Genomic DNA, 23,577 nt, shown 5'->3' with positions numbered 1-23,577 from the left:
TTTTTTAGTTTGTGGATTTATTGTAAGTTATATGATAATATAGTTATAATATGGTATCTAATGATGTATTTTAGTGGATATTAAATTTACAAAATGAAAGAAGGGAATTTTAGTGAGTGAAGTTAAAAAACTTAAAACAAGAGATGAAATTGATAGTATGCATAAGTGGAAAGTTGAAAAAATGTATAAAAATTCTGCGGCGTGGGAAGAAGATTTTGAAACACTAAAATCTAAAGCACCAAATATGCAAAGGTTTTCAGGAAAACTGGGCAGGGCTGAAGATTTATTAAGCTTTTTAGAAAGCAATGTAGAAATTCTAAGACTTTTAGATAAATTGCTTGTATATGCACGTTTAAGAGGGGACGAGGATACAGCTAAGGCGGAGTTCCAAATTCTTAAAAATAAGGTTGATGCTTATGAAGCAGAAGCGTCTAGTATCACAGCATTTTTTATTCCTGAACTATTATCATTACCAGAGGGAACTGTAGATGAGGCAATTTGTAAGCTTCCAGAACTTAAAATATATGAATTTTATTTAAAAGATATTTTAAGTCAAAAGCCTCATACATTAAGTACAGAAGGGGAAAAGCTTTTGGCCTCTGCTGGCGATTGTTTAAATGCACCAGAAAATATATTTGGAATGTTGACTGATGCAGATATGACATTTCCAAGTATAAAAGATGAAAAAGGTAATGAGGTTGAATTAACTGAAGGAAACTATAGTACTTTTATAAAATCAAAGGATAGAAGAGTAAGAAAAGATGCCTTTGAAGCATTATTTGGAACTTATAGTGGATTTAAAAATACTTTAACAACATCTTTAACATCTTCAATAAAGAATTTTATATTTAATGCAAAAACAAGAAATTATACCTGCGCATTAGAAAGTTCTTTAAAGCCCAATAATATTCCAGTAGGGGTCTATCATAATGTGGTGGATACTATAAATAACAATTTATCTTCACTTCATAAATACGTAAGCCTTAAAAAGAAACTGTTAGGGCTTGATGAAATTCATATGTATGATTTATATGTGTCAATAGTTGATGCTAAGGAGGATCATATTGAGTATGAAGATGCTGTTAAAATTGTATTGGATGGTATTAAACCACTAGGGCAAGAGTATTTAAGTATATTTAAAGACGGAATTAGTGAAGGTTGGGTGGATATATTTCAAAATAAAGGTAAATGTGGAGGGGCATATTCAGGGGGCTGCTATGACAGTATGCCATACGTACTTCTAAATTATAATTACCAATTAAATGATGTATCTACGCTTGCTCATGAAATGGGGCACTCTATTCATTCTTATTATTCAAGGAAGACTCAACCATATATATATTCTGAATATGTGTTATTCTGTGCAGAAGTTGCATCTACAACTAATGAATGCCTATTAATAGATTATTTAATTAAAAACGAGACAGATAAGAAGAGAAGATTGTTTTTAATAAATGAGCAATTAGAAGGAATAAGAACTACAGTATTTAGACAATGTATGTTTGCAGAGTTTGAAAAAATAACCCATGAAAACATTGAAGGAGGAAACCCACTATCGACCGAGGATTTATGTAAAATTTATCATGATTTAAACCAAAAATATTTTGGAGCAGAAATGGTGGTAGATGAGGGTATAGATATGGAATGGTCGAGGATACCTCACTTCTATAGTGATTTCTATGTATATCAATATACTACGGGTTTTGCAGCAGCTAATTCTTTCAGTAAAATGATAGTTGAAGAGGGTGAAAGTGCCGTAGAAAGATATAAGGACTTCTTAAAAAGTGGTGGAAGTGACTATCCAATAAATATTCTTAAAAAAGCCGGGGTAGATATGTCCACTCCAAAACCTTTGGAAGATACTATAAGAAGATTTGATGAATTATTAGAGATGCTGGAAAAAGAGATATAGAGTATAGAAGTTCTCCTCCGCGCCTTGTAAAAGAACTCTACACTAGAAATTTGATTAAGAAATTCTAATCTTTTGCAAATATAAAATCCCCTAGCGCTCACACTCAGCGTCCTGCTTCGGGTTCGCTAGCCTGCACTTCCTGTGCAGGCTCACGGAAACTTTATATTCGCAAAAGAAGAATTTCTAAATGGAATTTCAATAGTTTTTTCGTTTCTTATTGCAAGTCATTTTGGAGAAATTTCATACTTACTATTTATCTACTATTTTAAGCGTACAGCTGACAGACATAACTATAACGAAAGAAGCACAGGAATTAACCTGTGCTTCTTTCGTTATAGTTATTATCAATCCATTAGACCGTTAGGAAAAGTATATATTATGTAAATTGCAATTGTAATAATATATACTTTTCTGTTTTTATTTCTTTTTCTTAATATACCAATATACAGGCAATCCAATTAAAGTTATTGCAAGTCCTATAAGTGCGTTTGAAGTATCAGTCATAAGCGTACTTACTAGGATATATATACCTCCGATAATTCCGATGAGTGGAATTATTGGATATAGTGGTACTTTATAAGGTCTATCTAAATCTTTATGTTTTGTTCTTAATATAAATATACCAGCTACCGCCATTGTGAAGAAAATCCATAAAACAAAGGTTACAAGGTTAGTTAATTTATCAAAAGAACCGCTAAATACATATAAGCAAGCAATTACTACTTCGAATACAAAAGCGTTTAATGGAGTTTGATACTTTTCATTAACTTTTCCGAGGAATTTATCAAAAGGTAAGAGTTTATCCTGCGCCATTGCAAAAGGTATTCTAACTCCTGTCATTAGGTAACCATTTAATGTTCCAAAGATTGAAATTAATATACCTGCAGCGATAAATAAGGAACCAGATTTTCCGAATAAAACTGTTGCAGCATCAGAAGCCACTTTATTAGAACTTATAACAGCTGTTATAGGAACTATGTTTATAATTGCTAAATTAAATAGTACATACACTATTATAATAACCACTAACCCAAAAATTATTGATTTTGGTATGTCTTTTTTAGGGTTTTTAAGTTCTCCTGCTATATTACCTACACCTACCCAGCCATCATAAGCCCATAGTGTTCCAAGCATAGCGGCTCCAAATCCAGCACCAGCGGCTGCATTCCCTACAGGTAAAGAAAAACTGTGAGCTGTTCCTTTTATAAGGCCTAAAGCAATAATAATAAAAATTGGAATTAATTTTGCAATAGTTGCAACAAACTGAATTTTACTACCAAGTTTTGTTGATATAACGTTTGCAGTTGTAATAATAAATAACATTAATATTGCAAATAGTTTTTGTTGTATTGAATTCATAGGTACAAAATTAGTTGCTTGAGTTGCCAGGACTATTGCGAGTGCAGCAGCTGCTCCAGGTACATAAATAACAGTTTGTACCCAACCAAATAAAAATGCGACTTTTTCTCCATAAAGTTCTTTGAGATATATAAATACACCTCCGGTTTTTGGAATAGCTGCTGCTATTTCAGCTATAGTAAGAGCGGAAGCCATAGTTATAATACCACCGGCTACCCAAGCAAGTATTCCCAGGGTTGGAGAGCCCGCGTTTTTAAAGACAATGGAAGGTTTAAAGAAAATTCCTGAACCTATAACCATACCTATAACTAGAGTAATGGCTTCTAGTAAACCGATTTCTTTCTTTAGTGTTTTTGGTGAATTATTGATAGAATTTAGTTTTTTTGATGTTTCCAAAATAAATCATCCTCTCTTTTGTTAGCCTTGGAGTAATAGAAAATTGGTATTAATTAAAGACTTCAGAAGATTATTAATTAGTATGCTAGGCTTTCCTTCAAAAAAGTCATTAAAATATATAAAAACAGGGAGTAAAAGGGCGAGAAAAACAATGCCTTTTTACTCCCTGTCCTTTTATCTGAAAGTTTCATTAGATGATCATCTAAGTTGCTCCGTTGATGCCACATTTAAGTAGTCTCTCCAGGGGTATGTCAAATTATTGTACAAGGCGTAGTAAAACAGTAATTAGTCTGTTTTTTAGATGCCTAATACCTGAAAGTTTCAAAATAAACCACAAGCATAGATTTATTTCTTTCTTCTACGGTTACCCAATGCGGATATCTCCAATAATTATCATCCATAAATATAAATTTTATTATTTCTATATTATTTTAATAGGAAATTAAAATTTAGTCAACAAGATTTTTTTAGAATATTATTCTTTAAAAAGGAATCCTTTAGACTATTGGTTTTATAGTTTAAAGGTGTAAAATATAAATGTCCTAAAGCATACAATTTAAAATATTTTCTACAGCAGTATTTGAAAATTTGCAGTAAAATTTGAAGCGTTTTTTTTGTATGCGTCGTCTAATAAGTGAAAGAGTATAAATTTGTATGGGACATTAATAGATTTTATATTTAAATTACAATGTTGGAGGGATTATTATGAAATTCACAAAGAAAACAATAGCCATATTAACTTTAGGGGTGTTTATAAGTGGGAATTCTATGTTAGCATCTGCGAATACTATGAGCAGTCTGAAGAATGATACTAGCTTAAAGATTCAAGCAGTTAGTGAGAAGAATTCACAAAGTGAGAAGAAACCACAAATATTTTTCACAAGCACAGAGGGGATAGTTTCAGATGTACAAGCATCTGAAAGTAAATCTCGATTTACTATAAAAAATAATAAATCAAATAATGATAAGATTATACTAAATGTAAATGATGCTACTGAGATAATAAGTGCAATAGATGGTAAAAAATTAAGTTTAACGGACATTAAAGATGGAGTAAAAGTTAAAGTTTATTATGGACCTGCTGTTACTGCCAGCATACCACCAATGAGTACTGCTAATATGATAATAGTAGAGCAAGGTGAGGAAGAGTCTGGATCATGCAATTATGGAATAATTACTGATGTTTCTTTAATGAAAGAAAATAAAGAAATCACGGCACTTATGAAGGGTGAAATAGATACTAATCTTATCATAAGTGAAAAAACAGAAGTTGTAGATAGTAAAACTGGTAAAGTGGTAAGCTATAAAGATATCAAAAAAGGAACTAGAGTTATAGCATATTATAATATTACTACTATGAGCATGCCACCTATAGCAACTCCTAAAAAAGTTGTTATACTGTCTAACCAAAAGGATAAAGAATTAAGTGCTACAGCTACTGGATTGATTAGTGATATCAATATTCTCGAAGGGAGCAAAAATGAGATTATGGTATTGGTTAAGGGAGAAAAATCTAAAGATAATATTTATGCTGACATAAACTTTATTATAAATTCTAAAACTGAAATTATAAGCGAGAAGAGTGGTAATAAATTAACAATAGAGGCAATTAAAAATGATGCAAATGTGAAAGTTTACTATGATGGTGTGCTTTCTAAAAGTTTACCACCAATAGGGGTTGCCAAAAAAATAGTCATTAGTGAACCAAAGCATGAAATGGGTATAATTGGAAATATATATAATATTTATACATCAGAAGACAAAAAAGAGAATAGAATTGAGATAAAAGGTGAAAGATTAGGGGAAAGTGGTTTTGATAATATTATTCTTAATATAAGTGAAAAAACTAAAATTGTAGATTTTAAAACAGGTGCGAAACTTGAAGTAAATGATATTAAGAAAGATTCTAAAGTTGTAGCATATTATGGTGGAAAATTAACTAGAAGTTTACCACCAATTGGATTTGCAGAAAAAATTGTTTTAATAAAACAATAAAAAATGTAAAAATATTGTAGCGATGCAGATGATGATTTAAACTAATACCTATAGACTTGACACTTTGAAAAAAGTGTCAAGTCTATAGGTATTTTTTGTATTTGAAAGTTCTATAGTAACTGTTGATAATTAAGTGCAAATATAAATTAATACTTGCCCATAGATATCTATTGTTATTATCTGTATAATATAAATTATAATAGCTTAAGTAAATGAGCTGTTTAAAATTATCAAAGTTATTTTAGTACATACTACTTAAATAATGTATCAATTAGTTTAGCTGATAAAAATTAATAATTGTGAAGAACCATAGTGAATTAAGGGAGGAATGAAAATGAGACTATTGATTACCAATGATGATGGTATAAATGCAAAAGGTATATATGCATTAGCAAAAGAACTGGAAAAAAATCATGAAGTAATTATCGTAGCACCAGATAATGAAAGAAGTGCTTGCGGACATTCAATAACACTTTCAAGGCCACTCATTGTGAAAGAAAATGTGTTAGAAGGATTAAAATCAAAAGCTTTTAGTGTGGATGGAACACCGGCTGATTGTGTAAAAATTGCCATAAATAAACTTATTGAGGGTAAAATAGATATGGTAGTATCAGGAATTAATAAAGGCTTAAATTTAGGTACAGATGTTCTATATTCTGGTACAGTTTCTGCAGCTATTGAAGCAGCTATTTATAAAGTGCCATCTATGGCTATTTCTATGCGGATTAATAAAAATATTGAAAGTTATGAAATGGCCGCTGTATATGCTAGGCAAATATTGCTTAAGGCTAAGGAGAATAACATTAAAAGTGATATTGTACTAAATGTAAATGTTCCACTACTTAAGGAGAATGAAATAAAAGGAATTAAAGTATGCAAAATTGGAAGCAGATTTTATAACAACGCTTATATAGAAACTATAGGAGAAAATAATGAAACTTATTATGAAATTAAAGGTGAATTAAAAGATGCTCATGAGGATGATTCCGACACAATATATTTTAAAGAGGGTTATGTGACTGTAACACCACTTCATTATGATTTAACTAATTTCAAAATATTAAATGATGTAAGTGAATGGTTTTAATTTTACAAAAATAGAAGCTTATGATAAATTACTGATTAATTGTACTTTATGTTATGAGAGAAAAAATCAAACTAAAATATTGGGCGGGGGTAAAAGTGAACAATAAATTATTATCAAAAGAAATTGAAAATACAAATGAGACACACAAAATAATAACTAGTTTCAAAGAAATATTAGATCAACTACCTGCATTATTTGAGGACGAGATTGCTTTTACATTAACGGATAAGCAAAGATTTGTTAAGTTTGTTGAAAGTGAAAATATGCCTGCTTATTCTCAAGTGGGAAAGGTAATTCCGAAGGGCGAAGCACTAAGAGAAGTTATAGAAAGTGGTAAAATGAAAGCTTTTACAGTTGACGATTATAATAACATGAGTATTAGAGTAGTTGCAATTCCACTGAAGGACGAGCAGGGTAAAGTGGTAGGTGCAATATCTTATGGTAAAAATTTAGCAAATAGTACTAGGATTACCAAAATGTCTGTTGACTTATCAAATGCAACTGCATCTATATTAAAAGTGGCAAATGTAATTAATACTGATATACAAAATATTAGGGAAATAAACACTAAGGTTGTAGATGAAGTAAAAAATACTTCAGATCAATGCAACAATACGGATGATATAATTAAATTTATCGAAGGTATAGCAAAACAAACAAACCTTCTGGGCTTAAATGCTGCAATAGAGGCATCTAGAGCAGGTGAGCTTGGAAAAGGATTTGGCGTTGTAGCATCTGAAATAAGAAAATTATCTGGATCTAGTACCCAATCTATAACTGAAATAAATACTATATTGAAAAGTATTAAGGATTCAGTAGGCAAAGTAGAAAAGATTATTGGTATTGCTATGACTTCTGCTGAAAAACAAGAACAGGAACTAACTCAAATAATTCATTCTGTAAAAGAATTGAATAAGAGTGCAGAGATTTTGGCTGAAATGGCAAGCAAATTATAGGAAGAATGCTAAAAGAAATAAATGGGGACAGTTAACAATTATCTATCCTTTAATGACATTTCAAAAGGTACAAGTTTTTTATGAAAACTTGTACCTTTTGGTTTAAATAGTTGTTAACCGTCACCAAAAGATGTTGACAACTATTAATAAATGTAATATAATAACATATGAACAACAATTCATGTGTTCATATGAATGGAGGAAAGTAAATGGTAAAAAAAATAGAGTTTTGCACTTGTTCTACTATACATGAAGATGTGGTAGAAAAAGTTAGAAAATCAATACCACAAGAAGAAACACTGTATGACTTAGCAGAACTTTTTAAAGTTTTTGGTGATACTACAAGAATTAGAATTCTTTGTGTGCTATTTCAAACTGAAATGTGTGTTTGTGATATAGCAGCTCTTCTTAATATGACTCAATCAGCTATTTCGCATCAACTTCGTGTACTTAAAAATGCTAGACTCGTGAAACATAGGCGGGAAGGTAAGGTTGTATTCTATTCTTTGGATGACGAACATGTTAAACAAATTTTTGATCAGGGACTTATACACATAAAAGAATTAAAATAATATTCTATTATTATAAAGTAAAATACCTAATGTAAAAGTACATAAAAAAAATTGTAAGAGGGGGAGAAAATGGAGACTATAATAAAAAGAGAATTCATTTTAGAAGGTTTAGGTTGTGCTAATTGTGCGAATAAAATTGAAGCTAATTGCAAAAAAATAGAGGGAGTAGTCGATGCAAATATAAATTTTATTAGTAAAAACTTAGTAATTAAGTTTCAAAGCGAAGATAAAATATTAATTATTATAGAGGAAGTAAAAAAAATAGTTAAGAGGATAGAACCGGATGTTGTGCTTATACCAAAAAAAGAAAATACATTTAAATATGAGGAAAAAGGTCATAATCATAGCAAGACCAAGGTAGAAGAAGAAAATAATAAAAATAAAATTATGGCAGTTTCTATAGGCATAGCAATTTTTATAATAGCAGTTGTATTTAAATTAGATTATTGGGTTGAATTTTGGTTATTTCTTACAAGCTATTTATTAATCGGTGGAGAAGTCCTTATAATAGCTATAAAAAATATATTAAGAGGGCAGGTGTTTGATGAAAACTTCTTAATGGCACTGGCTACTGTGGGAGCATTTTCTATTGGAGAATTTCCAGAAGGCGTAGGAGTTATGCTTTTTTACCAAATAGGAGAATTTTTTCAAGAAGCAGCTGTAAATAAATCAAGAAAATCAATATCTGCACTTATGGATATAAGGCCAGATTATGCAAATAAAAAGATTAAAGATGAAATTGTTAAAGTAGATCCTGAAGAGGTATACATTGGAGATATTATAATAGTAAAGCCAGGAGAAAAAGTACCTTTAGATGGAATGGTAATAGAGGGTAAGTCCTTAGTAGATACAGCTGCATTAACTGGCGAATCAGTTCCAAGACAAGTTAAAAGCGGTGATGAAATTTTAGCTGGATGTATAAATAAAAATGGATTATTGACTATAGAGGTTACGAAAGAATTTGGAGAGTCAACTTTGGCTAAAATTTTGGATTTAGTACAAAATGCTAGCAGTAAAAAAGCACCGACTGAAAATTTTATAACAAAATTTGCAAGGTATTACACACCAATTGTAGTTATAAGTGCAATTATTCTTGCAGTACTTCCACCTCTTTTAATATCTGGCGCTACTTTTTCTGAGTGGATATACAGGGCATTGATATTTTTAGTAGTATCTTGTCCTTGTGCACTCGTGATATCTATTCCACTTGGATTCTTTGGAGGAATAGGTGGGGCATCTAAAAATGGTATCTTGGTAAAAGGTGGAAATTATTTGGAGGCATTAAATAGTGTTGAAGTGGTGGTTTTTGATAAAACAGGTACTCTAACTAAAGGAGTATTTGTGGTTACAGAAATACATGAAGAAATGGGAATTAGCAAAAATGAATTATTAGAGTATGTAGCTTTTGCAGAAAGCAATTCAAATCATCCTATTGCCACTTCTATACTAAAAGCTTATGGCAAAGATGTATGTAAAGAAGATATTAAAGATGTGGAAGAAATATCTGGCATGGGTATTCGCGCTAAAGTAAAAGGAAAATATGTGCTAGCTGGTAACTCAAAATTAATGGATAGTGAGAAAATTTCTTATAATAAAGCTAAAAATGTAGGAACCATAATATATGTAGCCATAGATAAGAAATATGTAGGGAGCATTATAATTTCTGATGAGATAAAGGAAGACTCTATTTCCGCTATAGCTAGCTTAAAGTCTATGGGTATTAAGAAAATAGTAATGCTTACAGGTGATAACAAAGATATAGCTGAGGGTATTGGAAAAATCCTAGGTGTAGATGAAGTGTACTCGCAGCTACTTCCACACGGAAAGGTTGAAAAGTTAGAAATCCTCCAAAAGCAAAAATCATCTAAAGGAAAGGTAGTATTTGTAGGTGATGGCATTAATGATGCTCCGGTGCTCGCAAGAGCAGATATAGGAATAGCAATGGGTGGAGTAGGTTCGGATGCTGCAATAGAAGCTGCAGATATAGTGATAATGACTGATGAACCTTCAAAAATTGCTGAAGCTATTGTTATTGCGAGGAAAACAAAGCGGATTGTTATGCAAAATATTATATTTGCACTAAGTGTAAAAATAGCTATTTTAATATTAGCAGTTTTCGGGATTTCTACCATGTGGGAAGCTGTTTTTGGTGATGTAGGAGTTGCTCTAATTGCAGTGCTAAATTCTATGAGAGCCATGAAAGTTTAGCCATATTTAAGTATCTTAGGTGATGATATAAGGCTAAAGATAGAAAAAAGGTTAATAAGAACAGAAAGTTCTTATTAACCTTTTTTTCTACTGCTTCATAGCAGCTTTCATGTGAGTAACTAGTGGATAAGCGATGGTAGCAACTATAATTTGGTATCAGTGCTTTCAATTCCAAAGTTTATAATAATATTAATTTAAGAGGCGTGTTTAAATTTCTCTATATGCACAGCGATGTATGCAACTTCATCTTCCATCACATTTAACTGCAATTCTGATGCTAAAAGATTACAAACTTTTTGGGCTAAGGTATAAGAATCACTGTATTGTTTTTTGATAACATCAATTAATTCATTCCTAATAGGGGTATTGTTAATTAGTCGTTCAATAGCAAAGCGAATATGAGTTATAAATCTTGCATAGTCAATTGATCCTGTGTCGATTTCTAAATCTAAACTATCTTCTATTAATTCAATAATTGAATTAGATAAGAAAGCATACTTTATAGTATTTGATAACTTTCCATTATTTCTAGCTGAATGAATGTGTAGTGTAATAAAGCCTATTTCGCCATCTGGAATTATTATATTCAGCTTCTTTTCAAGCATAGAGACAGCTTTTTTAGCTATTTCGAATTCTCTTTTATATAGTGTTTCAGTTTCTACTAAAAATGGATTTATAATTTCATCATTTTGTTTAAGTCTTTTTAAGGTAAAAGCAATATGGTCTGTAAGTGAAATGTGTATTTTTTCATTTAGGTCTTCATTAAGCTCTTTTGATATCATAAATATAATTTCTTCACATAGACCAATTAATTCATTATCCACAGTAGTTACAAGTTCTTTAAAATTATGATAATTAGTTTTATCATCCAAAGAAAAGATTTTATCTATTTTTGTCTTTGAGGAAAGTATATCACCAAAATGTTTACCAAAACCTAAGCCTTTTCCAAAGAGTATTTTTTCACTATTTTTTTGTGTAACTAATAGAACATTATTATTGAATACCTTTTGTATTGTATAGTCAGTTTTGAAAAGAAAATTCATAAACAATATACCCCCCTGTATTACTTTAAATTAGATAATAAGAATACTGAAATTTTATTTATTAAATTAAATAGGTTGTAAAAAAAATGGATTTGAAATATAATTGGTATATACAACATAACAACATGATAACATAACAACTATGTTTATGTATACAAAAATTTATTACTAATTGAGGAGGAAAAAGATTTGAAAAAGATTTCAAAGGATATTCCTATACCACTTCATTATCAGATAAAAGAGATACTACAAGAAATGATAGAAAATGAAATTTTAAAGCCAGGACAAGCAATTCCAACAGAAAGGGAACTTTGTGAAATTCAAGGAGTTAGTAGAATGACCGTAAATAAGGCTATTATGTCCTTAGTAAATGAGGGATTAGTTTATAGAGAACAGGGAAAAGGAACTTTTGTATCTATTGCAAAGGTTAATCGAGAAATATCACAGCTCAAAGGTTTCACTGAACAAATGGAAGAAAATGGAGCAGTATCAAAAACTAAAATATTATCTTTTAAGGTTATAGAGGCAACAAAAAAATACAAATTTGAACTGAAAATGCCTGAAGAGGAAAATAAAATTATTGAAATTATAAGGCTTAGATTTAGTGATGAACAACCAGTAGCTATTGAAACAGCATGGCTTCCATATTATTTATTTAAGGGAATGACTAGAGATATTATTGAAAATAAATCACTATATACAATTTTTCGAGAAAAGTATGGGCATTATCCGGATAAAGCCAAACAAACCATTGAGCCCACAATGCTAAATGAATATGAAAGTAAGCTTCTAAATCAAGAAAATTCTGCGTTGGCATTAATATTTAGGCGAACAACTTATTTAGAAAATGAAACTCCTATTGAATATACTAAAGCTGTATATAGAAGTGATAAGTATAAATATCAAATAATTTTAAAATAAGAGAAAGCAAGTGGGTTATTGTCTACCTAAAGAGTTATACAAGGAGGTTTCTTATGGAAAAAAATAAGGTTGATGAATCAAATTTAGATAAACTTAGCATCTTTGAAATTCTTAAAAAGGTGAATGATGAGGACAAAAAAGTAGCTATAGCTATTGAAAAAGAGCTTAGTAACATAGAAAAATCAGTAGAATTAATTCTTCAAAGCTTTGAAGAGGAAGGGAGACTTTTTTATATTGGAAGTGGAACAAGTGGAAAATTAGGAGTAATGGATGCCTCAGAATGTCCTCCTACCTTTGGAACTCCAGATACTATGGTTCAGGGAATTATTTCTGGTGGAGTAGAAGCCTTAAGCGGATGGCTTGAACACACAGAGGATAATCCAGAACTTGCTATCCATGATTTAAAAATGGTAAATATGAATAAAAAAGATGTTTTAGTAGGTATAACTGCTAGTGGAAATACTCCTTATGTGGTAGCTGCCATGGAATATGCTAAGGCCGTGGGCTCCAAAACTATAGCGCTTATATGTAATTCAAAGGGGAAAATTAAAGACATTTGTGAAGTTACCATAAATATAGAGGTTGGACCAGAAGTTATTTTGGGATCTACTAGAATGAAGGCAGGAACTGCACAAAAAATGGTTTTAAATATGTTAAGTACCGTAGCCATGATTAAAACGGGTAAAACTTATTCTAATTTAATGGTTAATGTACGACCTATTAATAAAAAACTAAAACAGCGGGTACGGGAAATAGTGAAGCTTGCCACAGGTGTGGATGACAGCAAAGTAAATGAAATTTTAGAAATCTGTGAATATGATCCTAAGGTGTGCATTGTTAAGATTAAAAGTGATGTGACGGTTGAAAAAGCAAAAGAAGCCTTAGATAAGACTAAGGGAAACGTAGCTAAGGCCTTAGCTATATTATAATAATTTTGAAGGGGTGATGAAAATTAAAGCTATAGTTAATGGAAAACTTATAATGAAAGATAGAGTAATATATGATAATGTTATAATTTTTGAAAAACAGATCATAAAAATTATAAATAAGGAGGAGTTCCTTAATTATAAGAAAGATTATAAACAAGAGTATAAGGAAGAAATACAAGTTATAGATGCTAAAGGAAAATATGTTTCACCTGGGTTTATTGATATTCATATTCACGGCTCCGGAGGATATGATACCATGGATGGTACGGCTCAGGCCTTAAGAGTTATAAGTACTACAATAGCTAAAAATGGAGTAACAGCATATTTACCAACTACAATGACTATGGAGCTGGGTAGCATATATTGTGCTTTAGATGCTATAAGAGAAGCAATGTCCAAGGATAATCAAGGAGCAAAGATTTTAGGGGCACATATGGAGGGACCATTTATAAATGAAAAGTATAAAGGGGCTCAGAAGGCGGATAATATTATAGAACCAAATTATGATACTATAGTGGATTATTTAGATATTATTAAAATTATAACCCTTGCGCCAGAAAAAGATAAGGATCATAGTTTTATAAAAAAAGTAAAAGGTAATTCTAAAATCACGTTATCAATAGGTCATTCAGATGCAAGTTATGAAGAGACACTTAAGGCCATTGAGAGTGGAATAACCCATGCAACCCATACATTTAATGCTATGACTCCATTGAATCATAGAAAACCAGGTATTGTAGGTGGAATTTTTACAAGTGATATAACCTGTGAGTTAATAGCGGATATGATACATATTCATCCCGCAATTTTTAATATACTTATAAATGTAAAGCAAAAGGATAAAATTGTACTTATAACAGATTCTATGAGAGCAGGCTGTATCAAGTGTGGTATATATGAGCTTGGTGGTCAGAAGGTAATAGTTGAAAATGGAGCTGCAAAGCTTGAAAATGGTACTTTAGCTGGTAGTATATTAACCTTAAATAAGGCCGTGAAAAATATGCTGCATCATAGTAATTTAGAAATTTATGAGGCAGTTGCAATGGCATCCAGTGTTCCAGCAAAGGTTATTCATATGGATAATAAAAAGGGAAGTTTAGAAGTGGGACTAGATGCAGATATAGTAATTTTTAATGAAGATATAGATGTGCTTTTAACAATAGTTGAAGGGGAAATAGTGTTCCAAACTCAAAAGTAAGATTTTGAGTATTATTATGAGGTGGTGCAAATATGAGGATAATAGTAGTAGATAATTATGAAGAAATGAGTAAAAAAGCTGCAATGATGATTGCAAGTCAAATAATGTTAAAGCCAGATAGTGTGTTAGGACTAGCTACTGGAGATACTCCACTTGGAATGTATAAGGAATTAATACTTTTGTATAATAAAAGTGAAGTAGATTTTAAAGAGGTTACAACCTTTAATTTGGACGAATATTATGGACTTAATAGAGAAAATCCTCAAAGCTACTATAGTTATATGATGGCTAATTTATTTAATAGTATAAATATAAATAGGGAAAAGATTAATGTGCCAAGAGGTATGGCAAAAGATGTTAAGGCTGTATGCTCAGACTATGAGGATAAAATAAAACGAGCTTCTGGAATAGATATGCAAGTGCTAGGTATAGGTGGAAACGGCCATATAGGATTCAATGAGCCAGATGTGAATTTTGAGGCAGAGACACATTTAGTCAATCTTGACGAAGAAACTATAGAAGCTAATTCTAGGTTTTTTGACTCAATAGAGGATGTGCCAGTAAAAGCCATAAGTATGGGAATAAAGACAATAATGAACTCTAAGAGGATCCTTTTACTTGCCAATGGAATAGGTAAGGCTGAAGCTATAGCAAAAGCTATTAATGGAAAAATAAGCCCTAAAGTACCAGCGTCTATTCTTCAGCTACATAATGATGTAACAATAATTTTAGACAAGGAAGCTGCCAGTCTTTTATAAAAACAAAATCCCTATACTAGCTAGTTAAGCTAGTACAGGGATTTTGTTTATTTTTATGTCTTATGTTGCTATTAATTTAAAGCTTTTAATTTCATTATTATCGTATAATAAATTAAAACAATAACTTATTATATCACTTCTTTTAATTATTCCTATAAAGATATTATTGTCATCCACAACGGGAACAAAGTTTTGATCCTTTGCTAGGGATATTAAACTCTCTATGTCTGAATTAATTAATACTGGTGTGTTACAGATGTGTCTTGGGATATCTTCAATTAAAATTTTACTTGTATCATTAAAACTTAAATTTGGAGTATTTTTTAGTTTCCATAATAAGTCACCTTCTGTTAAAGTACCTACATAATTACCTTTTTTATTTACTAAGGGCACAGCAGAATACCTATGGTATTCCATTCGTTCTAACGCTTGCCTCATTGTAGAGCTTGGCTTTTCATAAATAACTTCATTTTTAGGCGTAAGAAAAAAAGCTATGTTCATATTTTACCCATCCTTTAAATTTTTTTATTTTACCAATTTTACCAGTAACCTTACAATCTCATTATAGCATGTTTTTTTTATTTATTGATGTATAATTTATTAAAATTTATGCTATTTAATGAATGATTTGTAAAGTAGTTATAAAAGATTTATAACTATTTATTATTAATAAATTTAATAATGGACTTTACATGAATTTTAGACTAAAATACTAAAATAACACATTAAATAGCAATTATGCATTAGCAATAAGGTATAATAGTAATAAGTAACTAAGTAATGCTATTTTAATATAATATATAGGAAAATGAAAAAAGCATGAGTATGGAGGTTAGTATGAAAAAAATTTCAGCATATTCACGAAAAATATGGACAATAAAAGGATTAATAACAACCGGGATATTTTTAGCAATTGCTGTAGCATTAAATATATCTTTAGAATTCAATGTTTTATGGAAATATGTGATAATTTGTAGTATGTATGGGTTAGCATTAGTTTTTTTGGTAAATTCTTTAATTATGTCAAGATATAGATATGAAAAATATAGATATGAAATAGACAGGGAAAAAATTATTTTAAGATATGGAATATTCAATGAAAAAAATGTAGTTATTCCTATGAAAAGAGTTAAGTACGTTGATATGAAGCAAGGAGTTCTTTTTAGAAAATATAGGCTTATAAATTTAACTGTGCATACTGATGGAGGATATTATGTAATCCCTTATTTGGAAAGTGAAGCAGGAGAAAAAGTGCAGCTTAGTATTTCAAAAATTGTTCAGGAGAGAAGTATATGAGAGAAATAAATAATAAAGACGGAAATGAAAATCAAGTACAAGAATGCGCAAAAGAATTCACTACACCTTTAAAAGATTTATTTATGATGGCAACAATGTATAGTAGTATCTTAGTATTATTATCTGTAATTGTATCTGTTTACTTTAAGATTGGGGATAGAGTGATTTTTATTATGTTATTTGTTTCATGGATAATATGTGTCGTTGTAACCATAATAAAATATTATAATTTTACAGTTATAAGAGACACAAATGATATGAGACTATCCTATGGATTATTTCATAAAAAGGAAATGATTATTCCAATAAAAGGAATTCAAAGTTTAATAATAGTAGAGGGTATTATTAAAAAGCCCTTAGGTTATTTTTCATTAAAGGTGGAAACTATAGGTTGTGGAAAAAACAAAGGTAAAAGCAAAATGATTTGTCCTATAGCCAAGAGTAAAGTGCTTAATAAATTTTTTGAAGAAATTTTACCTGAAATGAATATAACTTATGACTTAAGGAATTCACCAGAAAAAGCTTTAAATGGATTTTTATTATTTAGATTATTAAAGGAGGCTATGATAATAGGCCTAATAGCTATTTTTATTCCTTATGGATACTATGTTTTTCTACTAATACCTATTTTATTATTTTGGCACAATATAAGATTTAAAGACAATGGCTTGTATTATGGTAAGCATTTTGTTGTTATGCGGTTTAGAAAACTAGATAGGAAAACAGTTATAATCCATAAGGATTGTATTCAGTCTTTTGAAAAAGAACAAAATGTTTTGCAAAAGAGAAAAGCTATTGCTAAATATAAAGTAACTATAGCTGGGGTAAGTAAATCATATAAGGTTGGATATATTAGTGAAAATATTTCTTGTTGATGATACATTTATCAAAACCCTAAGGAGTGAGTGGGATGAATTTTTCAGCTGTTGAAGAATTTAAAAAGGCTAGTAAATTAGCTAAACTTAGATATTACATGGACATATCAAAAGGAAAATCAGGGCATATATCATCCTTAGATAGCATTTTAAAAAAAATAGACATAGTAGCAGAAATGCCCTTAGGAATAAAAAGTGTTCCATTAAAAAAGATATTAGGAACTTACTTTTATACAAGAAGTAGAGATTTTGCAATGAATTTTCTTCCTTTAGCGGGTGAAGACAGTGAGTTTTCTACGAAATGGCAAGCAGTCTATGCTCATCATATTAATGATGGAATAAATGACCCTATAAAAATGTATGAGTACATGAATGAGTTCTATGTTATGGAGGGAAATAAGAGGGTAAGTGTATTGAAATATGTAGATGCTTATGCAATAGAAGGAGAAATTACTAGGTTAGTTCCTAAAAGGGACGAGATGGATTTAAACAATACAATATATTATGAATTTTTAGATTTTAATAATAACACAGGTATAAATGCTATTTGGTTTACGTGTCAAGGTGGTTTTACTCAACTTGATAAGTATTTGGATGAATATAATCCAAAGCTTAACTTGTTTTCAAACAAATATGAGCATTTTTTTAAAAATGTTTATTCGCCCTTTAGGAACATATTTTATGAATTAGGTGGAGATAAATTAAATATTACCACTGGGGATGCATTCCTAGAGTATATAAAAATATATGGCATTTCAGATGAATTTATAGAAACAAAGAGAAAATTAAGAGTTGAAAAGTTCTTAACAGAACTTAAGATACTATCAAAAAATAATGCAGTAGATATTCAAACAGAACCTTTTGATGTGCATAAAAGAAATGTTATCACCTCATTTACAAATTTAGTAGCACCGTCTAAAAAGTTAAGAGCGGCTTTTGTTTTTGAAAAAACTATTGATACCTCAGGTTGGAGTTATGTTCATAATTTAGGAAGAATGTACGCGCAGAAACAATTAGGCAGTGAGGTTGAAACCACTGTTATTGATAATTTTCAAAATGATGGTGATAGCTATGAAAAATTAAGTGAATTATGTGAAGAAAATTATGATGTCATATTTACTACATGTTCATGTTATCTTAATATAACTTTGAGAGCAGCTTTAAAATATGATAATATTAAGTTTTTTAATTGCTCTCCAGTAAAAGCTTTTAGAAATGTAAGTACTTATTTTGGGCGATCTCATGAACCGAGATTTTTAATGGGTCTTATTGCAGGTACAATTACAAAATCAAATATTATAGGATATATGGATATTTATAATGAAACTGAGATTATAACAGGGATTAATGCCTTTGCTTTAGGTGTTAAAACAGTAAATCCTAATGCTAAAGTTATGATTTCTTGGCTTAATGAAATAGGGGACGTAAATCACTCTAAAGAATTAATTCAAGAACTTCAAAGGCGGGGTGCAGATCTTATAATGCAAAATGATCTAACAGCTTTACGCACGGGTTCCAGAGATTTTGGGCTATATTCCTTAGAATATAGCGAAAAGGAGGAAAAATGGATACCTGGAGTAAACTATGGTTTAATTACATGGGACTTAGGAGAGTTTTATGAGAAAATACTTAGAAATATTGTAAATGGCAGTTTTAAAGGTATATTTAGTACTGAATCTAAACGTGTAAGTTTTTGGTGGGGAATGGACTCAGGCCTTGTGGATATTATTTATTCAAAACATAATGTGCCCATCCAAACTCAAAAGTTAGTAGATATTATGCGCGAACTAATTATTGAAAATAGATTCCATACTTTCGCAGGCCCTGTGCAAGATACTCAAGGTGAAATTAGAATTAAGGATGGTGACATAGGAAACTATGAAGATATGTTATATATGGACTGGTTTGTGGATAATGTGGTAGGAGAACTTCCCGTGGAGGAATAGAATTTCAAAAGATGAGTAGGTGATTAAAGTTAAAGTATTATTAGTTTCAGATATTGAAGATAGTTACATTTGGGATCACTTTGATTATGAAAGATTTAGTGAAATTGAGCTAGTAATATCCTGTGGAGATTTAAAAGCAGATTATCTAGAATATATAGCTAATATGATTAAAGCACCCCTGCTTTATGTTAATGGTAATCATGATGTAAATTACTTGAAAAATCCACCAGCTGGATGTATCTCTATTGATGGTAAGATTTTTGTATACAAAAATCTTAGAATACTAGGACTTGGAGGATCTATTGACTATAATAGCGGCCCTTTTCAATATTCACAAAAGGAAATGAACAAACGAGCTTCAAAATTAAAATTGAGTTTATGGAAGAATAAAGGATTTGATATATTAGTAACTCATTCACCAGCAAAAGGCATAGGGGATGCAAAAGATCCTTGTCATCAGGGTTTTGAAGTGTTTATAGATATTTTAAATAAATACTCTCCAAAATATTTTTTTTACGGTCATCAGCATTTGGATTATGGAAAAGGTGAAAGGAAAATGATTTACAACACTACTACTCTTATAAACGCATTTAAATACCATATTGTTGAAATATAGAAAACCCATGGGTAATGATTTTGACCATAGGTTTTCTATATTTTTATGTAATTAAGTTAACTACTAGCTGATATTTTCTTTGTTTTTAAGAAATCCCATTTAGTTTCTGTTGTTATAATTGCCAAAAATATAGTTATACAACCTATGACCATCTTTGAGGTAAATACTTCATTAAGCATTACAACAGATAAAATAGAGCCAAAAACTGATTCTAAACATAAAATAATAGCAGCGTGAGTCGAGGTGGTATATTTCTGTGCTACATTTTGTATAATGAATGCAAACATTGTACTGAAAATTGCTAAATAACCAATTGCAAAAATTGTATCTGAATTCATTTGCGTTGGTATTGGTTCGTAGATTAAAGCAGCTATAAGTGAGAAAACTGCAGCGGAACCCAACTGTATTATTACAAGGGTTATAGCACCAACTTTTTGCGTAAAAAACCCAACAGAAACTATATGGGCTGCAAAAAATACTGCACATATTAAGGTTAAACCGTCTCCAAGTCCGATGTGTATACCTCCATCTAAGGTGAGCATTCCTATTCCTATAAAACATAGGAAAGCTGATGCTAACGAATAGGAATCTGGTTTTCTTTTGCTAATTATCCAATAAAGAAAGGGTACAATAACTACATTAGTTCCAGTTAAAAAAGCATTTTTACCAGCAGTTGTATATTTCATACCAATAGTTTGAGCAGCAAAGCCTAAAAAAAGGAGAAGTCCAACCAAAGTTCCAACCGCTAGCTGATTTTTAGTAATGTGTTTAATTTTTTTTCTGAAAACTAAGAGCATAATTATGGCAGAAATACCAAACCGCATTGCCATAATATAAAAAGGTGTAACACTATCTAAAGCACCTTTTACAGCTATAAATCCGCCACCCCAAACAATTGCTACTAGTAGTAAAGACATATCAGCGAGAATACTCTTTTTTTTGTCTGTATTTTTCATCATTAGCACTCCTTTAATATATAAGGCATCTTTGCCTTGTTATTTTTAAAAAATGAGAAGTTTATTGTGATTAGGCTATAAGTTCTGTAATAAATATATTTTTTTCAATGCTTAAATCAATAAAATTTGAATCAATAGAAATGAGAGGCCTGGCAATATTATTTATGTCTATTTTAATTACCTTTCCTATAGAACCATCACTCAGCTTAACCATTTCACCAGTGTAGTAGTTTGACATTTGTGTGATAAAGGCAGTGAGATAATTATAATCAAATAAACCCATGCAATCATGTTGCATAATTTCTAATGCAACAAAGGGGTTTTGTTTTTTGCCATAAACTTTATCCGCGGTCATTGCATCAAACATATCTGCAATTCCTATTATTTTTGCAAAAACACTAATTTTATCTTCTTTCAAATGTAAAGGATAACCAGAACCGTCTATACGTTCATGATGCATAAGCACAGCTAAACTCACAGAGTCATCTAAATAAGGGATATTGCGTACAAGCTCATAAGAGTAAACTGGATGTTTTTTAATTTCTTCAAATTCTAATTTTGTAAGTTTTGAAGGCTTATCTAATATAGTTTGGCTAATTTTTGTTTTACCAATATCATGAAGAAAAGCTGCATAGGTCAAGAGTGTTATATCCTTTTTAGGTAGGTTTAACCATTTACCTAGCATAGAACTTAAAAGTGCAACATTTACACAATGTCGTGTTAGGTACTCATCTATATTCCTAGAATTTGTTATACTCTTTAAAATAGAGTCATAATCATTAAAACTGTCTAAAATTTCTTTAGACATAGTTCTTACTTCTATTAAGTCTAATTTTATATCTTTTTCTATGTTATTTAAAAAATTATCTATGCGATTTGAAAAATGATTCAATTTATTTTCGGTTTCGATTAAATTGTTTTGCCTTGAATTTTGGGAAATAGGAACTATGGTTTCACTTTCTTGTGCATAAATGGATATAGTGTCTAATGGATAAAAATCTAGTATTTTTTGAATTATGGAACTATTTAATGTACTTTTATTTGTAACTAAAGTTAAGCCATTTAGTATTAAATCTTCAGCTAAAATCATACCTGTTTTTAGCTCGTAAATGCTTATGTTTTTAACTGTTGGTTTCATAGATGCATCCCCTTTAAAATTAATTTATAAATTCAGTGAAATTACTTAAATTTTAGTAGATAAATTATATATTTGGATGATTTTATTTTACCATAAAAACTGACATTAGCCCAAATGAATGTTTTTTATTTATTGACAATAATAATTAAAATATTTATAATTAACTATATCAGAGCAAAACACTAAGAATTGATTGAGTGATTTTAGTGGATGTTTGAAGAGGAGGGATATAGAATTATGGAAGTATACTTGGATAATAGTGCAACAACTATACCTTATGAAGAAGTTATTGAGGATGTATGTAGTACTATGAGAAATTATTATGGTAACCCATCTTCAGCTCATAGTTTAGGGTTTAAGGCAGAGCAAAAACTTAGGGAAATAAGAGTGAATATTGCGAGTAGTATAAATGCTATAAGCGAGGAAATAATATTTACATCAGGAGGAAGCGAAAGTAATAATTTTCTTATAAAGGGGTTTGTGAGGCCTGGGTCTCATATAATAACTACTAAAATTGAACATTCAAGTGTAGCAAACACATTTAAGGCATTAGAAGATTTAGGAACAAAGGTTACATATATTGATGTAGATGAAAGTGGTAGAATAGATATAGAGCAGCTCAGCAGTAGTATAAATCGCGATACTCAAATTGTTAGTATAATGCATGTTAACAACGAGGTAGGGGTTATACAGGATCTTGAGTTTATAGGAAAACTAATTAAAACAAAAAGTAATAGAGCTAAATTTCATGTAGATGCAGTGCAAAGTTATGGAAAGATTCTTATTGATGTAGAAAAATATAATATTGATTTATTATCTACTAGTGCACATAAAATCCATGGTCCTCGCGGAATTGGATTTGCATATGCACGGAAGGGTCTCATACCTATTAGCTTAATAAATGGTGGAGGACAAGAAAGAAATTTAAGGTCAGGTACAGAAAATCTTGCTGGAATTGTTGGATTTGGAACCGCAGTGAAAATTATGTGTAAAAATCAGCATGTAAATTTCAACAATGTTTTAGAGATAAAGAAATATTTCATAGATAAATTGTCTGAGCTAGATGGTGCTATAATTAATAGCAAGTTGGAGGATAGGTTTACACCTTATATACTAAATGTATCATTTATTGGTGTCAAAGGGGAGGTACTTCTTCATTCCTTAGAAGAAAAGGGCATATATGTGTCTACAGGTTCAGCATGTTCAGCTAAAAACCCTAATAAAAATAGTGAAGTATTAAAGGCTCTTGGAAGAAGTTTAGAGGAGCAAAAGGGGGCTATACGGTTTAGTTTTTCTGAAGATAATAATAAAGAACAGATAGACTATGTTATATGTGAACTTAACAAATCACTAAAATTTTTGAGAAAGCTAAACAAAAGATAAAGGCTAAGTCTATATAAGAAAAAGAGGAGAACG

At 30.4% G+C, this 23,577-nt stretch carries 20 protein-coding genes and 1 riboswitch; of the genes, 15 read left to right on the top strand and 5 right to left on the bottom strand.

Annotation, left to right across the window (positions count from 1 at the left end):
- Positions 1–112 precede the first annotated feature (112 nt).
- A complete protein-coding gene (pepF, locus tag G9F70_RS19935) occupies positions 113–1,912 on the top strand; it encodes an oligoendopeptidase F (protein WP_164944707.1) in 1,800 nt (599 codons plus the stop codon).
- 417 nt (positions 1,913–2,329) lie between these two features.
- Here the strand turns inward: pepF and G9F70_RS19930 are convergent, their stop codons facing one another.
- A complete protein-coding gene (locus tag G9F70_RS19930; RefSeq protein ID WP_164944706.1) occupies positions 2,330–3,667 on the bottom strand; it encodes an APC family permease in 1,338 nt (445 codons plus the stop codon).
- Positions 3,668–3,823: 156 nt separating this feature from the next.
- Positions 3,824–3,921, bottom strand: a riboswitch (glycine riboswitch).
- Positions 3,922–4,372: 451 nt separating this feature from the next.
- On the opposite strand from G9F70_RS19930, the gene G9F70_RS19925 reads away from it, so the two are divergent.
- From G9F70_RS19925 to G9F70_RS19905, 5 genes are all read left to right on the top strand, one after another.
- Entirely contained in the window at positions 4,373–5,662 is a 1,290-nt protein-coding gene (locus tag G9F70_RS19925; RefSeq protein WP_164944705.1) for a hypothetical protein, read from the top strand.
- Positions 5,663–5,996: 334 nt separating this feature from the next.
- On the top strand, positions 5,997–6,749 hold the full coding sequence (surE, locus tag G9F70_RS19920; protein WP_164944704.1) for a 5'/3'-nucleotidase SurE: 753 nt from the start codon (positions 5,997–5,999) through the stop codon (positions 6,747–6,749).
- A gap of 95 nt (positions 6,750–6,844) precedes the next feature.
- Positions 6,845–7,705: a methyl-accepting chemotaxis protein gene (locus G9F70_RS27335; protein ID WP_318011004.1), complete on the top strand. Its 861-nt coding sequence runs from the start codon at positions 6,845–6,847 to the stop codon at positions 7,703–7,705.
- A gap of 209 nt (positions 7,706–7,914) precedes the next feature.
- Positions 7,915–8,277, top strand: coding sequence for an ArsR/SmtB family transcription factor (locus G9F70_RS19910; protein WP_125002763.1), 363 nt, complete (start codon positions 7,915–7,917; stop codon positions 8,275–8,277).
- A 69-nt stretch (positions 8,278–8,346) separates the two neighbouring features.
- On the top strand, positions 8,347–10,485 hold the full coding sequence (locus G9F70_RS19905) for a heavy metal translocating P-type ATPase (protein ID WP_164944702.1): 2,139 nt from the start codon (positions 8,347–8,349) through the stop codon (positions 10,483–10,485).
- Between the two features lie 194 nt (positions 10,486–10,679).
- Here the strand turns inward: G9F70_RS19905 and glcT are convergent, their stop codons facing one another.
- Positions 10,680–11,528: a glucose PTS transporter transcription antiterminator GlcT gene (gene glcT / locus G9F70_RS19900; protein ID WP_164944701.1), complete on the bottom strand. Its 849-nt coding sequence runs from the start codon at positions 11,526–11,528 to the stop codon at positions 10,680–10,682.
- Positions 11,529–11,717: 189 nt separating this feature from the next.
- On the opposite strand from glcT, the gene G9F70_RS19895 reads away from it, so the two are divergent.
- From G9F70_RS19895 to nagB, 4 genes are read left to right on the top strand one after another with little or no spacing between them, the layout of a single operon-like run.
- The gene (locus G9F70_RS19895) at positions 11,718–12,449 is read left to right on the top strand and encodes a GntR family transcriptional regulator (RefSeq protein WP_164944700.1); all 732 of its coding nucleotides are present in this window, start codon (positions 11,718–11,720) and stop codon (positions 12,447–12,449) included.
- A gap of 53 nt (positions 12,450–12,502) precedes the next feature.
- On the top strand, positions 12,503–13,378 hold the full coding sequence (gene murQ / locus G9F70_RS19890) for an N-acetylmuramic acid 6-phosphate etherase (RefSeq protein WP_164944699.1): 876 nt from the start codon (positions 12,503–12,505) through the stop codon (positions 13,376–13,378).
- 22 nt (positions 13,379–13,400) lie between these two features.
- The gene (gene nagA, locus G9F70_RS19885; protein WP_164944735.1) at positions 13,401–14,576 is read left to right on the top strand and encodes an N-acetylglucosamine-6-phosphate deacetylase; all 1,176 of its coding nucleotides are present in this window, start codon (positions 13,401–13,403) and stop codon (positions 14,574–14,576) included.
- 32 nt (positions 14,577–14,608) lie between these two features.
- The gene (gene nagB, locus G9F70_RS19880) at positions 14,609–15,334 is read left to right on the top strand and encodes a glucosamine-6-phosphate deaminase (RefSeq protein ID WP_164944698.1); all 726 of its coding nucleotides are present in this window, start codon (positions 14,609–14,611) and stop codon (positions 15,332–15,334) included.
- A gap of 60 nt (positions 15,335–15,394) precedes the next feature.
- Here the strand turns inward: nagB and G9F70_RS19875 are convergent, their stop codons facing one another.
- A complete protein-coding gene (locus G9F70_RS19875; RefSeq protein WP_164944697.1) occupies positions 15,395–15,835 on the bottom strand; it encodes a CBS domain-containing protein in 441 nt (146 codons plus the stop codon).
- 336 nt (positions 15,836–16,171) lie between these two features.
- Between G9F70_RS19875 and G9F70_RS19870 the strand changes: the two genes are divergently transcribed.
- From G9F70_RS19870 to G9F70_RS19855, 4 genes are read left to right on the top strand one after another with little or no spacing between them, the layout of a single operon-like run.
- Positions 16,172–16,630, top strand: coding sequence for a PH domain-containing protein (locus G9F70_RS19870; protein WP_164944696.1), 459 nt, complete (start codon positions 16,172–16,174; stop codon positions 16,628–16,630).
- Complete coding sequence (locus G9F70_RS19865; protein ID WP_164944695.1) at positions 16,627–17,505, top strand: PH domain-containing protein; 879 nt, start codon at positions 16,627–16,629, stop codon at positions 17,503–17,505. Before G9F70_RS19870 ends, G9F70_RS19865 begins: the two co-directional genes overlap by 4 nt.
- A 35-nt stretch (positions 17,506–17,540) precedes the next feature.
- On the top strand, positions 17,541–19,451 hold the full coding sequence (locus tag G9F70_RS19860; RefSeq protein WP_164944694.1) for a BMP family ABC transporter substrate-binding protein: 1,911 nt from the start codon (positions 17,541–17,543) through the stop codon (positions 19,449–19,451).
- A gap of 19 nt (positions 19,452–19,470) precedes the next feature.
- Complete coding sequence (locus G9F70_RS19855) at positions 19,471–20,067, top strand: metallophosphoesterase (RefSeq protein ID WP_224617701.1); 597 nt, start codon at positions 19,471–19,473, stop codon at positions 20,065–20,067.
- 56 nt (positions 20,068–20,123) lie between these two features.
- Here G9F70_RS19855 and G9F70_RS19850 read toward each other — a convergent pair whose 3' ends face one another.
- Both G9F70_RS19850 and G9F70_RS19845 read right to left on the bottom strand, forming a co-directional pair.
- Positions 20,124–21,026 carry a DMT family transporter gene (locus tag G9F70_RS19850; RefSeq protein ID WP_318011003.1) on the bottom strand — a complete coding sequence of 301 codons (903 nt, stop codon included), beginning with the start codon at positions 21,024–21,026 and terminating at the stop codon, positions 20,124–20,126.
- Positions 21,027–21,093: 67 nt separating this feature from the next.
- On the bottom strand, positions 21,094–22,161 hold the full coding sequence (locus tag G9F70_RS19845; protein ID WP_164944692.1) for an HD-GYP domain-containing protein: 1,068 nt from the start codon (positions 22,159–22,161) through the stop codon (positions 21,094–21,096).
- Positions 22,162–22,398: 237 nt separating this feature from the next.
- Here G9F70_RS19845 and G9F70_RS19840 point away from each other — a divergent pair, with 237 nt between their 5' ends.
- Positions 22,399–23,544 (top strand): cysteine desulfurase family protein, encoded by a 1,146-nt coding sequence (locus tag G9F70_RS19840; protein ID WP_164944691.1) that lies wholly within the window; start codon positions 22,399–22,401, stop codon positions 23,542–23,544.
- Positions 23,545–23,577: the final 33 nt, after the last annotated feature.

Source organism: Clostridium sp. FP1 (assembly GCF_011065975.2).
GTDB classification, from domain to species: domain Bacteria; phylum Bacillota; class Clostridia; order Clostridiales; family Clostridiaceae; genus Clostridium_AD; species Clostridium_AD tagluense.
This window is presented reverse-complemented; position numbering and strand designations above follow the sequence as displayed.

Coding starts and splice junctions, on each gene's coding strand:
- G9F70_RS19925 (WP_164944705.1), top strand. CDS start 4,373: ATGAAATTCACAAAGAAAACAATAGCCATATTAACTTTAGGGGTGTTT.
- surE (WP_164944704.1), top strand. CDS start 5,997: ATGAGACTATTGATTACCAATGATGATGGTATAAATGCAAAAGGTATA.
- G9F70_RS19910 (WP_125002763.1), top strand. CDS start 7,915: ATGGTAAAAAAAATAGAGTTTTGCACTTGTTCTACTATACATGAAGAT.
- G9F70_RS19905 (WP_164944702.1), top strand. CDS start 8,347: ATGGAGACTATAATAAAAAGAGAATTCATTTTAGAAGGTTTAGGTTGT.
- glcT (WP_164944701.1), bottom strand. CDS start 11,528: ATGAATTTTCTTTTCAAAACTGACTATACAATACAAAAGGTATTCAAT.
- murQ (WP_164944699.1), top strand. CDS start 12,503: ATGGAAAAAAATAAGGTTGATGAATCAAATTTAGATAAACTTAGCATC.
- nagB (WP_164944698.1), top strand. CDS start 14,609: ATGAGGATAATAGTAGTAGATAATTATGAAGAAATGAGTAAAAAAGCT.
- G9F70_RS19875 (WP_164944697.1), bottom strand. CDS start 15,835: ATGAACATAGCTTTTTTTCTTACGCCTAAAAATGAAGTTATTTATGAA.
- G9F70_RS19870 (WP_164944696.1), top strand. CDS start 16,172: ATGAAAAAAATTTCAGCATATTCACGAAAAATATGGACAATAAAAGGA.
- G9F70_RS19865 (WP_164944695.1), top strand. CDS start 16,627: ATGAGAGAAATAAATAATAAAGACGGAAATGAAAATCAAGTACAAGAA.
- G9F70_RS19860 (WP_164944694.1), top strand. CDS start 17,541: ATGAATTTTTCAGCTGTTGAAGAATTTAAAAAGGCTAGTAAATTAGCT.
- G9F70_RS19850 (WP_318011003.1), bottom strand. CDS start 21,026: ATGATGAAAAATACAGACAAAAAAAAGAGTATTCTCGCTGATATGTCT.
- G9F70_RS19845 (WP_164944692.1), bottom strand. CDS start 22,161: ATGAAACCAACAGTTAAAAACATAAGCATTTACGAGCTAAAAACAGGT.
- G9F70_RS19840 (WP_164944691.1), top strand. CDS start 22,399: ATGGAAGTATACTTGGATAATAGTGCAACAACTATACCTTATGAAGAA.